A 12406-nucleotide genomic window follows, 5' to 3' on the forward strand; every position below is an offset into this window, starting at 1 on the left:
CCGTTAAATATCATATGAATATCCTCCAAAGTATGATTTAGGAGGAATAGTTATGGTAACAGACTATGATTTTAGTCAGGGTAAGCCAGGGGCGATCGAGCCAATATTACCTGGGAAAATTCGGATCTCAGCTATGACAAGTTTGACGTTCAAAGAAGTTATGATTAATCTACGCTCCGCGACCTCCGCTGATTTGAATCTGTTACGACACTGGGATGAGCAACCTCACGTAATTTCGTCAGATCCTAACGATGACTGGGCTTGGGAGGTGGAACTTGAGCGCGCGCCCGATTGGAGGGAGCAATTGATTGCCGAAATCGATGGTCGTCCGATCGCATTTGTCCAAATCATCGATCCGGCACGTGAGGATAGCAACTATTGGGGTGATGTCACGGCGGATCTTCGTGCAATTGATATTTGGATTGGGGAAGAAACCGATTTAGGCAAAGGCTATGGAACGAAAATGATGCAACTTGCAATTGTCAGATGTTTCGCAGATCCGGCGGTGAATGCTCTCCTCGTTGATCCGCTGGCCAATAATACTCGCGCCCACCACTTCTATGAACGTCTAGGCTTTCAATTTATCGAGTACCGAAAGTTCGGTGACGATGATTGCTTTGTTTATCGTCTCAACCGAGTAGATTGACACCATGAATTGAGAAGGCATCGCTGTAGCAGCAGTCCGTGAGAGGCACAAATCTACAAGTTTTTTTTGAGCCGTGATTTGAGAATATTAGATGTTCCTTGACGTAATAGATTAGAAAGTTGTTGTCATAAGCGATCGTTAGAGTCGATAAAAAGTAGCAGGGCAAAGAAAGTCAGCACCCCGGTTGAATTTTAGGCGGTTAAAACCGCTATCTCGCTTTCCTCTCAGTTCTCGCATAGAGTGAGTTTCTAGCTTCGGAGGTTTCTCATGAAAATAATTTGGGAAAGAATTCATAATTGGCTGGCAGCCAATGCACCTCAAGTGCTGACAAGTCTTAAACCAGGCGCTACTGATGAGGAGATTTATCGGGCAGAAGCATTTTTTGGTGTAGAGTTTCTCGAAGATTTCAAGCTGTCTTACCGCGTGCATAACGGTAAGGAGGAAGAATCTTATTCCCTGTTCCCCCACTTGGAGTTCCTCTCTCTCGAAAGTGCGATCGAAATATCTGAAAAATGGCAGGATTGTTCAGACGATAATTTTAGGTGCGATCGTGAAAATATTTTTGAAGGAATCTGGAACGGTTGGTGGAACCCGAATTGGATTCCATTCACAATGGAAAGCAATGGTGCTTGCGAATGCGTAGATTTAGCCCCAGCAGCAGGCGGAAATGTTGGACAAGTCATTATTGTTGAGTGGCAGGAGCCTACTAGAGCGCTTATTGCACCTAATTTTCGCGTTTATCTGGAGACCTTTGCAGATGCACTAGAGCGAGGAGAATATCGGTTCTCTGAGGATGGTTATGGGTTAGTCGATCTAGTTGAGTTTGAAATACTCGATCGTGCAGTTGATAGTGCTCTATAGCGTCAGTCCCTCAAGTGTCAAGAATCAGCGTCTATTGAGAGGGATAAGTATGTCAAAAATAATTTGTTACTGTACAGTAACAAACCTGAAACTATTGATGTACAAAGCTGTGAGAGTAGTGCGGATAAAAGGACTTGAACCTTCACTCCTTTCGGAACCAGAACCTAAATCTGGCGCGTCTGCCAATTTCGCCATATCCGCATTTAGACATTCAATTACTCTAGCACACAACAGAGCGATCGGTCAATCGATTTTAGATTTTAGATTTTAGATTTAAGGAAGCGACCCACTGATAAATCCGCAGGGTAATGACCCAATTGCTCGATCGCCCAACATCGAGAAACCCGGTCATTTTTGGACACCGGGTTCAATCATGAGTTATCGCCACAGCAATTTTCCGTATTTTTCACTTGTCACTTATTTTTGGCCGAGCGATTTCCAGGTTGTTTCGTCCACCATGCCGTTAGCCATCAAACCCTTAGATTTCTGAAAGTTCTTGACAGCCGTAGCAGTGCGAGCGCCAAAAATGCCGTCGATCGGACCCGGATCGTAACCCTGTATTTCCAAACGCACCTGTAGCGTCTTCACCTTGGAACCGACAGCGCCTTTATTTAGAAGAGTTGGAGGATTGCCGGGAACAGCAGCATTGCTCAGAATTGGAGCATTGCTCTGCACAGCTTCTGAAGCTGATGCCGGATCTGCTGCTAAAGCTGTCCAAGTTTCTTTATCCACAATGCCATCTGCGTTCAAACCCTTAGACTGCTGAAAGGCACGAACCGCCGATGTAGTGCGAGAGCCATAGGTACCGTCGATCGTCCCCACCTTGAAACTGTGTACCTGCAACCGTTGCTGTATGGCTGCAACTTCTGGCCCGTCAGCTCCCGCCGAGATAGTTTTTTCCTTTTTCACTGGCGCCTGCTCGCCCGCGTAAAAAGGCTTGTTAAACATATCTCCTTGGGACTTTCCCTCGGGCGATGCTGACGCACCCGGATCGGCGGGAGCAGTAAAGTCTCTGCGGTACTGTTCCTGCACCAATGGTTCGGAGTCGAAAGCAGCAGTGGCCTTTCGGGTTAAGCCGGGAACGAGCAGAGCAATCAAGCTGAAAATCGTAACAGTAGTCACACGCATAAATTTCATCCTGTTAGTGAGGTTTGACAAGGTTTCGCTGTTTTCATGTTTCTAAATCTAATTGTATTACCCGGACTGCTTTCTGAAACATATAACAAAACGAACAAGGAACCAGACCATTTCACTTCGCGATCTGGTAATAAAAAGTCCGATGGAAGGGGTAATAGACCGCATTGGTTTGAGCCATTAAGAACGCGATAAGCGTCTGGCGCGGTTGCTATATCTGCCCCGGTCTCTAAAATTGCGGCAATGGGGACACCAGCACTCAGAAGTTGCTAGTTGAAAGTTACGTGTTAGAAGTAGGAGCCGATTCGCACTATTGCTCATCAACCCGGTTGATTCCGAGATGTTTTGTTACTAAAGTCAATATTTTAGTAGAAACCGCGTTTCTTAGCGTCCGTCCTCTTGTAGAAAACCTGCTGTCATTCACAAATCTTTACGGGCGGGTTGTCTAAAAAGTTGATCCATCAGAGACCAAGTTTTTTCCTTCAACCAGCCCGTAAGAAGCAAAATTCCCCACTTATCGGTTCGCGTGTTCTGCCAATAAAGCCTTCGCTTTCGGCTTGTAAATCAGATAAAACAGCGATTCTATGTAGCGAAGCATATCTTCGCGGTTTTCCTTGGACGAGTAGTTCCAGAAACCGTAAGTCCGCGCCAGCGTCAGCAGCTTGGTAGTATGAATTTTCCAGGTATAGGTGCTGTAAACTCGGTCAATTCCTCGCGTTGAAATTTCATACCAATAGTTGGGATTGTGTTCGCATTTCGATAAAAAATCTAGAAGTTTTTGGGCAGTCTCCTGGTGGTTGGTCGGGTTGATATAAAACCCATTTACGCCATCTTGAATAATTTCCAGCGGACCGCCAAACTGGGTCCCGAAAGTGGGAATACCGGTAATCATTGCTTCGAGAATTGTCAAGCCGAAAGCTTCAAATAATGCTGGCTGAACAAATATACCTTGGGCGTCGGCGATTACCCGGTAAATTTCCCCGGACAGGCTTTTGGATAGCCTCACTCCCAACCAGCGAATTTTACCGTGAAGGTTGTATTGGTCAATAATTGCGTAGAGCTTTTTAATTTCTTCTGCTTCTTCGTAGTCTTCGGTTTCTTCTACCCGCAACTTGCCAGCTACTAGAATTAAGTTGCATTTTTCTTGCAATTCCGGGCTTTTTCCGAACAATTCTGCTAAGCCTGTCATGTTTTTAATGCGATCGAGCCTGGCCATCGAAAATAAAGGGCGCTTGTGCGGGTCGTCGAGTTTGCCAAAGACTTGTTCCGGGTCTTCTAGAGTAAACAGCAATTCGTTGAGCCGATCGCGATCGCCTTGAACCCGGTCTTCGATCCGCGTGTAGGGAAAGTACACACTTTCGTTAACTCCCGGCGGCACGACATTGAATTTAGGGCTGAACAGTTCAATCCCGTTCACAACGTGGTACAAATCCGGCATCGTAAAACAATGGTAAGATTCGTACTGACCGACACTATCGGGTTGGCCCACAATCTCTTGATAGGTGCTGCTGACAATACAATTAGCGGCATTCATGGCAATTATATCAGCAGTAAATTGCAGCGAAAAATGGTACTTTTCCTCTGATTCTTGCCAGTAGAGATTGCTGAACAAATATTTAGATTTTTCCAGCGCATGGGCAATATTGCACTGAGTAACTTTGAGTTTGCGAGACAGCAAAAATGCTACCAAGTTGCCGTCGGAATAGTTGCCGACAATTAAATCTGGCTTGCCCTGAAACTCAGCCAACAGTTCTTTTTCTGAATCGATCGCGTAAGTTTCCAAATAAGGCCAAATCTCGAATCTAGAAATCCAATTTTGAGTCAGTTTGGGATTGAACTCCCTGAAGGGAACCCGCAAAATCCAAGCATTTTCTGTGCCGTGAACTTTTTCCAAACGTTCGTTGCAGCGCGTACCGTCGCTGTTAGGAATTAATCGGGTGAGAATAATTACTTTAGGTTTGACTCCTAAACTATCGAGACCGGCAAGATGAATGTCTTCTTGCAGTTGTTTCTCTAAACTCTTGGCTTGATCGAGGACATAAACTACCTGACCTCCCGTATCCGGTCGCCCCAAAACTCCTTCTTGGCCGAACCAGCCGTGAGGAGAAACTAGGACGATTTTGAAAATCATCGGGATGCGAGAAATAAATGCTTCTAGGGTTTGGGGATCGGGGGAATCAATTAATTCGTCAAGAATTCCTAGGGTTTCTTGCACGCGGGCGGCGGTATTTCCCCAACCTGCCTCGAAACCCATCAATTGCAGAACCAGTCGAAATCTTTCGTAGGACTCTTCTTCAGAAAGATCGCTGACAAAGGTGAGGGCTTTTTTGACTTGTTCTGAAAGTTGTTCTTGGGATTTTATGCGATCGTTAATTAGTAATTGTACGCCGTTGTAGCGGTGAATCCGCAAGAAATTAAATAGACTTTCCTGCCACTGTCTGGCGTCTTGGAACAGTTTGCTGGACAGGTATCGGTTGAGGAATTGCACTCCTTTGCCGATGTTTTTGGGGTCGCGAATTGTGGGGGAATAATCGTAAAAAGGGCCGAAATCTAGTTCGAGAATATCGCCTTCTTGGGGGTGAAAGTGGTTGACGAAGCGATCGCGCACGTCGAGCAATTCTTGCACTGTCATCTGCTCAACAGTCAAGTCGTCTGCAACTCGCACTATTTCCATAGTAGCAATTTTTGGCCGCAGCAGGACGCAAATGCTGCCATCTTCGAGAATAATTTCCTGAACGTAGTAAATCAGTTTGCTTAAAAGAGAAGATTGATGGAACTGTTCGGGCTTTTCGTATTTGGTGCAGTAGGCGGCAAAAGCGTTAACTATGTCGTTTCGCAGTAAATATTTCTTCCCCAAAGCGCGTAAATCGCTGACAAACTGACGCAACTCGGTTTTTTCGTCGCTGGCGATCACAGCCTGAAAGAGTTCAGACATACATACTCCCTTATTTAAGACTTTTGATTTCCGCTGTAAAATTAGACGATACTCAAACAGTATCGCCCTTTTTTTTAAGCGGCTACTTTTTTTGTAATTTTAAAGTCTGCAAAGTGAAGTTGCTATCCCTCAAATGACATAAAACTCCCCGTATTTGTGGCGAATGTAACGGATAAAGGGATCGATAGTTAAAGGTGAACCTGTAACGCGATCGATCAATTCGACAGCGGTGTATTTACGGCCGTGCTGGTAGATGTTTTGTTTGAGCCAGTCGTGGAGTACGGTAAAATTGCCTTGTTCTATTTCTACGGGAATTTCAGGATTGTTTTTTACTGCTGTTTCGTAGAATTGAGCGCTCATCAAGTTGCCGAGGGTGTAACCTTGGAACATTCCCCCGATCGTACCAACATACCAGTGAACATCTTGCATCGCGCCTTCACTGTCGGTGGGGGGGACAACGCCGAGGTCGGTTTTATAACGTTCGTTCCAGGCTTCGGGGAGGTCTCGCACTGCTAGTTTTCCCTCTACCATTGCCAATTCTAGGTCAAAGCGGATGGCGACGTGGAGGTTGTAGGTTACTTCGTCGGCGTCGGTGCGGATGAGCGATCGCGAGACTTTGTTAATTGCCCGGTAAAATGCGTCAGTGGATACGTGTCCCAACTGTCGCAAAAATATGCCTTGGAGTTGCGGGTAAAAACATTCCCAAAAACCGCGGCTGCGCCCGACCAAATTTTCCCAAAGTCGCGACTGACTTTCGTGCACGCCGGAGGAAATCCCGCCTGCCAGAAGCGTGCCTTCAAATTCCGGGGAATTTCCGAGTTCGTAGAGGGCGTGTCCGGCTTCGTGGATGCTGCTGAACAGTGCTTGATCTAAGTGGTCTTCATAGACGCGGGTGGTAATTCGCACGTCGTCTATGGAGAAGTTGGTCATGAACGGGTGCAGGGTGGTGTCTTGCCGTCCCCGTTGGAAGTCAAACCCCATGCGTTCTACAACTTTGCGAGTGAATTCTAGTTGTTGGAATTCGGGGAAGTCTTGGTGCAAGCAGGAGTCGTCGGCTGGAGGTTGCGAAGTGATGGCTTCGACTATCGGCACTAATTCTTCACGCAGTTTAGCGAAAAGCGGGCGCAGCAGGGATACTTTCATGCCGTAGTCGCTACGATCGATCAAAGGATCGGCGATGTGTTCGTAGCCGGGGAAAAAGTCGGCGTATTGCCTGCTTAATTCTAGGGTTTTTTCGAGATACGGCTCGACGGCTGCGAAATTGTTGGCTGCCCTAGCAGCGGCCCAAGCTTCGTAGCTGTCGGCTTGGTGGCGGCAGAGTGCGGACATGAAGGTTGCTGGGACTCTGGCGGCGCGCTCGTAGTCTCTGCGGGCTATGCGAATCAGGCTGGCTGCGGTGGAGTCGTAGGGGAGGGTTTGTTCGTAGAAACGCAAGTCTTCTAGGAGTTCACCTATTTTTGGATCTGTAAATTTTTCGTGGGATATTTGTTTGAGAGTAGCCAACTGGCGGCCTCTGGCATTTGCACCTTTGGCCGGCATATAAGTTGATTGATCCCAATGCAGCAGCGAGGAGGCTGATTCTATGTCGTTAACTTCTCTGAGGTGGGCTGCCAGTTGAGCGAATTTTGCTTGAGTTTTGTCTAGGGTTTGCATGATTGGGGTTTATGGTGCTGTTTTGCCTACAAAGGTTGCAGTGCGGCATCCGTCTCCATCAATCATAGCTACCCTGAAATCAAGCTAAAAACCGCACTTCTTCCCGTATTGTACGCAATTTAGAGTCATTTTTGCACAATTTGCGGTATTTCTGCGGATTGAGTTCGATCGCCTTGGATAAGTTTTCGATCGCCAGCCCGATGCTGGTGGCTACAACTTCCTGGCTGTTTGTGAGCTCGCCTGCTTCTTTTTCCAGGGCGTAAATGCAAGCTTTTTGATAGTACAGCTTGGGATCGTCGGGTTTGAGTGCGATGATTTTATCGTAGGAGGCGATCGCTTCGGTCAATCGTTGAATTTTTTTGAGGGCGACGGCGCGGTTGTACCAGGCTTCGGTGTTGTCTGGCTGCAACTCTAGGGTTTTGTCCCAAGAGGCTATTGCTTCTTCAAAGCGTTGTAAGTTGGCGAAGGCTAAGCCGCGGTTGTAAAAGGTTTCGCTGTCGTTTGGGTTGAGTGCGAGGGCTTTGTCCCAGGATGCGATCGCTTCTTCAAATTCTCCCATTTGGGCGATCGCCGTGCCGCGTTTGTTCCAGGCTTCGGCGGAATTCGGCCGCAGTTGCAGGGTTTTGTCGTAGGAGGCGACGGCTTCCGGGTAGAGTTGTTCATCGGCTAGGGCTAAGCCGCGGTTGTACCAGGCTTGATGCAAGTCGGGTTTGAGTTCGAGCGCTTTGTCGAAGGAGGCGATCGCGGCTGTATTTTGGTCGGATTTTCTCAGGGCAAATGCTTTGTTGTACCAAGCTTCGCAGTAGTCTGGTTTAATGGCTATGGCTTTGTCGTAGGAGTCGATCGCTTCTGATAATTTCTCTAAGCTGACGAGGCTGTTGCCGCGGTTCGTCCAAGCTTCGGGGTAGCTGGGGTTGAGTTCGAGCGCCTTTTCGTAGGATGCGATCGCTTCTGAGAGTCTGTTGACTTTCCGCAAAACGTTGGCGCGATTGTACCACGCTTCGGGATTATTGGGTTGGATTTGTAGGGATTTGTTGTAGGCTGCGATCGCTTCTTCTAGCTGGCCCATTTTTTTGAGGGCTACGCCTTGGTTGTACCAGGCTTCATAAAATTTTGGTTCAAGTTCGATCGCTTCTTCCCAAGATTCGATCGCAGCTTGGAATCGTCCCATTGCTTCTAGGGCGTTGCCGCGATCGTAAAATGTTTGAGCCTTTTGGGTGTTGACTGCTATGGATTTTTCCCCTGAGTCGATCGGCTTTTCTATGCTGGCTAATTTTTGCAAGGGGTTTCACCTCTTTCTTTTCTGTCTAATTGATTCTTTTCTTTTTTATATGCGATCTTTTTTGCCTGTGAGTGCTTTCGATCGCGACTTTTTGGTTATTTCTCGCAATTTTACATGATTTTGGGAACTTTTTCAATTTTTTTCAATATAATCCTAGAGCTGGGATTTGTAAGTATAGATTAATACTAATTTTTTTATATGACTGCGTATAAAAGAGGAAGGGGCGATCGCGCTGAGGTGTCACAAACCTCACCCAAGATATAATTTTCACGTAATCCTTTTGAGCGATCGGGGGTTGAAACCGCCTCTTGTCAAGCTAAGTCTGCCTTTGCAGACTAATAAATAATAAGAGTATTTTTGATGCTGTAGCGGCGGGTTTTACCAACAATAATTGCCTAAAACCAACAATCTCATAAACCCGCCCCGCCCAATGGCAAATCCCTATCCTTGAATCAAGGCTTGAAACCGAGTATCCGATCGAATGCTGTCAAAATCCGAGTCAGTTTTTGCCATTTCTCGGTATTCGTCAGGATTCAGATTGATGGCTTGCTGCAAATTCTGAATCGCTTGGTCAATTTGACTCTGTAACCCATAGCAGCAAGCTTTATTATAAAATGCTGCGTGATAATCTGGTTTTAATTCTAAGGCTTTGTCGCAGGAGGCGAGCGCTTCTTCGCATCTTCCTAAATTAATCATTGCAGAGCCCCGATTGTCCCAGGCTTCGTGAAAATCTGGTTTAATTTCTAAGGCTTTGTCGTAGGAGGCGATCGCTTCTTCCAACCTGCCTAAATTACCCAGTGCATTGCCCCGATTGTTCCAGGCTTCGTGTAAATCTGGTTTGATTTCTAAGGCTTTGTCGTAGGAGGCGATGGCTTCTTCCAACCTGCCTAAATCATCCAGTGCATAGCCCCGATTGTACCAGGCTTCGTGTTTATCTGGTTTGATTTCTAAGGCTTTGTCGTAGGAGGCGATGGCTTCTTCCAACCTGCCTAAATCATCCAGTGCATTGCCCCGATTGTTCCAGGCTTCGTGTAAATCTGGTTTGATTTCTAAGGCTTTGTCGTAGGATGCGATGGCCTTTGCATATTCTTCAGCATAGCCATACAATAAACCTTGTTCATAAAACAATTCTGCTTTTTGTTTAGGTGTTTGCCCATCCTCATCAATTAAAGATTGAATCCTCACCAATTCCCGTTTTCTTTCTTGGGGAGTCAAAGCTAGATAATCTTCTTGCTTCCATCTTTCGGAACAAGCCTGCCTTGATTCTAGTTGCAGCAGTTCTTTATCCATTGACAACTTAAATAAACTCGATCGCCAATCAAAGAAATCCGGTGCTCGCTGGATCAAATAATTAAGTGCAAAACGAGGCAAAATAAACACAAAACAACTATTAAAATTATCTCTAAATCTTTCCCGCTGCTGGTTTAAATTAATTAAAACAGGGGGTACACCCCGCCAACTATAAGAATAAATATCCTTGCTTTCCCATCCGAGCTCTTTTTTTTCTTTCTCATATTCATAAAGTGAATATTCTAAGCCTTTCACAAACAAGATATTAATTTCATCTCGGTTGGGCAAATTTTCAATTATGTTATAAAAATTATAAACCGACTCATCCAGCGCCAATACCTCAATCTTTTTCTGCGGCACATCTGCTTGAACTTTCGCAATCAAGCGTTCACCTTCCGCCGGAAAACACTCAACAAACAGCAACCGGAAACCATTTGTCCGTTTGAGTGTGCGTACCAGAGTTTGATATTCTTCCTCTGGTTCTGCTTCTGGTAAATCTTCGTCCCAATCAATTATTTTTGCTGTCATAGCTCAAGTTGTGCAAGACTATCTTGAAATTGCTTAATCCCTTTAATGAGTGGGTGAACATCATGCCAATACTGGATGTCTCCTACTTCATCAAAGTAACGATATTCCAAAATACAGCGGTTAAACAATAACTTGCGACATTCGTCCTCATTTTTGATTTCTTTTGAGCGTGAAACCTCAGCTAAAATTTTCCATTCTCCATCGTTTACATTTCTGCGAAAAGGATCTCGTGCTTTTGTAATAGCTCTTTGCACGGCTTTTGTAGAAATCGGCAATTCTTCAGTACGCTGAATTGCTTCTTCCATTAACTGTAACATATTTCGGACATGACCGCCACTCATCAAGCAAATTTGATTTAGTATTTCTAGGTTTTCAAACAATCCAGTTTCCAGAGACAAGTTGGGATAAAAAGGACTGACTCGTTTCCAAATCAACTCTTTCATTTTATTCAATCCTGGTTCGTAAATATTGCCATCACGAGTTCGCACCATAATCATCGGCAAAATTTCAGTGTTATCGTAATTGGAGGCTAACTCATTGGCACTATCAGAATACATCATCGAAATTGGTAAAGTATAGATAACGTGACAATCTAATCCTTTAAGCTGTCCGCAGCGGTTGATAAAAATATCATCATGATTGTTGCTTTCTCCAGATCCATTCAACAGCACGATTCTGTCTAAATTATCCACAATAACTGCTAGTTGAGTATAGCCTTGAGGCAGGTTTTCTTTAGCGCCAGCAATATATTCATTTAGCGCTTGAATTAAAGTTGTTGTGTGGGGGTTGATTTTACGGCGAATTTCTTGGCGCAAACTTGGTACAGCTTTAATATTTGCCGTGAGTTTGGTAAACAAAGTAATTTGAGATTCTAGACTAATAGAGTCAATGTTTACCTCCATTTGTGCCAAATCTTTTAATTCATTCCCTCGACTTTTTACCCAATTGAATAAAGCTTGCGATTTAGAATTTGACCTAAGTTTTTTTAATAAATGCTTGGTACAAGCGAGGAGAATATCAGTATATTCAGTATCTTCTGGATCGATATCTTCTTCTTCGGCAGCGAAATAAACTACAAAACAGCCTTTTGTTTGTAAATATTGTTGAAGTCGCAGCAATTCTGTTGACTTTCCGGCACCGCGATGTCCAGTATACAACTGACAAGTCATGCGTTGCGATCGCCGCTGAATTTTTATGCCCAAATCTTCTATAATATTCCCATCTCCTCGCGCTTCCTGACAGTTAACATACTGCGGATCTCCGGCTGGCAAAGGATAGAAGGGATCGAAAGCATTATATAATTTTGTTAGTAATGGTTCGGATTCTTGACTCATAATTTTATGTTTTTTATAGGAGATGTGTCGTTGGTGGGGGCGGGTTTTTGTAGCCTATAACTGGTTCCCAGGCAGCTCCTGGGAACCCGTATATCGATGATTTTGGGCTAAGGAAACGGCATTGCCGTGTCCGACATTGCTATCTTTTAAGCTTGGTATTTTTTCAAAACAGCGACTTTTTCGGGGAAGATTTCGATCGCCATTTTGTCATCATCACGAGTCGCGAGCGATCGCCTCACTTCGCCCAAAAACAGCGGCTGCGACAGCCCAGGTTCAGGATGTACAACTGTACGAACCCGGATTGTCATGTAGTCTCTGCCCCGTCCAGAGCGGCCTGGAGAGTACAAATCCGCAGCCACTTGCCGCATCGTTGCTTCTAATTCCGATTCGGTGATCGTAGGTGGCACAGTAACTACTGTTTGAGCGCCCCCAGTATCGTAAACTAAAGAATAGCGCACCGCACCCGGAATTTCTGTGCGGGAAAACAGTCCCAAACCCAGACCAAATATACTCGCAGCAATTACTCCCATAAAGCTTGTCACTCCTACCAATCGGAAGCGAAAACCCCATTTGAAGATAAATGCTATAACAGTTAGAATAGCCAAGGCTACTGTTAGAATTCCCGCCCATTGGGCGTACATTAAAAGGTTAGAATTTACGTTCATTTGTTGACTGTTGACTGTTGACTGTTGATATTAGTTACCGCTACCCGATGCCCTGCGCGGGCCAATGCCCAATGCCCA

9 protein-coding genes and 1 tRNA gene are annotated in these 12406 nt (G+C 45.3%); 2 read left to right on the plus strand and 8 right to left on the minus strand.

The features are described from left to right. Positions 1 to 52 precede the first annotated feature (52 nt). Positions 53 to 646 (plus strand): GNAT family N-acetyltransferase, encoded by a 594-nt coding sequence (locus QUA27_RS11240; protein ID WP_333068036.1) that lies wholly within the window; start codon positions 53 to 55, stop codon positions 644 to 646. Positions 647 to 913: 267 nt separating this feature from the next. Continuing rightward, the gene (locus QUA27_RS11245) at positions 914 to 1507 is read left to right on the plus strand and encodes an SMI1/KNR4 family protein (RefSeq protein ID WP_333068037.1); all 594 of its coding nucleotides are present in this window, start codon (positions 914 to 916) and stop codon (positions 1505 to 1507) included. Between the two features lie 119 nt (positions 1508 to 1626). On the opposite strand, the gene QUA27_RS11250 is transcribed toward QUA27_RS11245, so the two are convergent. The 8 genes from QUA27_RS11250 to QUA27_RS11285 form a co-directional block, all read right to left on the minus strand. Further along, positions 1627 to 1708, minus strand: a tRNA-Leu gene (locus QUA27_RS11250). 216 nt (positions 1709 to 1924) lie between these two features. Further along, complete coding sequence (locus QUA27_RS11255; protein WP_333068038.1) at positions 1925 to 2635, minus strand: peptidoglycan-binding domain-containing protein; 711 nt, start codon at positions 2633 to 2635, stop codon at positions 1925 to 1927. A 520-nt stretch (positions 2636 to 3155) separates the two neighbouring features. Further along, positions 3156 to 5576, minus strand: coding sequence for a sucrose synthase (locus tag QUA27_RS11260; RefSeq protein WP_333068039.1), 2421 nt, complete (start codon positions 5574 to 5576; stop codon positions 3156 to 3158). A gap of 129 nt (positions 5577 to 5705) precedes the next feature. Further along, the gene (locus QUA27_RS11265; protein WP_333068040.1) at positions 5706 to 7229 is read right to left on the minus strand and encodes a carboxypeptidase M32; all 1524 of its coding nucleotides are present in this window, start codon (positions 7227 to 7229) and stop codon (positions 5706 to 5708) included. A 79-nt stretch (positions 7230 to 7308) separates the two neighbouring features. After that, positions 7309 to 8511 carry a tetratricopeptide repeat protein gene (locus QUA27_RS11270; RefSeq protein ID WP_333068041.1) on the minus strand — a complete coding sequence of 401 codons (1203 nt, stop codon included), beginning with the start codon at positions 8509 to 8511 and terminating at the stop codon, positions 7309 to 7311. Between the two features lie 441 nt (positions 8512 to 8952). Continuing rightward, positions 8953 to 10329, minus strand: coding sequence for a tetratricopeptide repeat protein (locus tag QUA27_RS11275; RefSeq protein WP_333068042.1), 1377 nt, complete (start codon positions 10327 to 10329; stop codon positions 8953 to 8955). Continuing rightward, positions 10326 to 11663: a P-loop NTPase family protein gene (locus QUA27_RS11280; RefSeq protein ID WP_333068043.1), complete on the minus strand. Its 1338-nt coding sequence runs from the start codon at positions 11661 to 11663 to the stop codon at positions 10326 to 10328. Before QUA27_RS11280 ends, QUA27_RS11275 begins: the two co-directional genes overlap by 4 nt. Positions 11664 to 11809: 146 nt before the next feature. Next, positions 11810 to 12328, minus strand: coding sequence for a Ycf51 family protein (locus tag QUA27_RS11285; RefSeq protein ID WP_333068044.1), 519 nt, complete (start codon positions 12326 to 12328; stop codon positions 11810 to 11812). Between the last annotated feature and the right edge of the window lie 78 nt (positions 12329 to 12406).

The organism is Microcoleus harperi Pol14_C6 (assembly GCF_036701295.1).
Classification (GTDB): Bacteria; Cyanobacteriota; Cyanobacteriia; order Cyanobacteriales; family Microcoleaceae; genus Microcoleus.

Coding starts and splice junctions, on each gene's coding strand:
- QUA27_RS11240 (WP_333068036.1), top strand. CDS start 53: ATGGTAACAGACTATGATTTTAGTCAGGGTAAGCCAGGGGCGATCGAG.
- QUA27_RS11245 (WP_333068037.1), top strand. CDS start 914: ATGAAAATAATTTGGGAAAGAATTCATAATTGGCTGGCAGCCAATGCA.
- QUA27_RS11265 (WP_333068040.1), bottom strand. CDS start 7,229: ATGCAAACCCTAGACAAAACTCAAGCAAAATTCGCTCAACTGGCAGCC.
- QUA27_RS11260 (WP_333068039.1), bottom strand. CDS start 5,576: ATGTCTGAACTCTTTCAGGCTGTGATCGCCAGCGACGAAAAAACCGAG.
- QUA27_RS11275 (WP_333068042.1), bottom strand. CDS start 10,329: ATGACAGCAAAAATAATTGATTGGGACGAAGATTTACCAGAAGCAGAA.
- QUA27_RS11285 (WP_333068044.1), bottom strand. CDS start 12,328: ATGAACGTAAATTCTAACCTTTTAATGTACGCCCAATGGGCGGGAATT.
- QUA27_RS11255 (WP_333068038.1), bottom strand. CDS start 2,635: ATGCGTGTGACTACTGTTACGATTTTCAGCTTGATTGCTCTGCTCGTT.
- QUA27_RS11280 (WP_333068043.1), bottom strand. CDS start 11,663: ATGAGTCAAGAATCCGAACCATTACTAACAAAATTATATAATGCTTTC.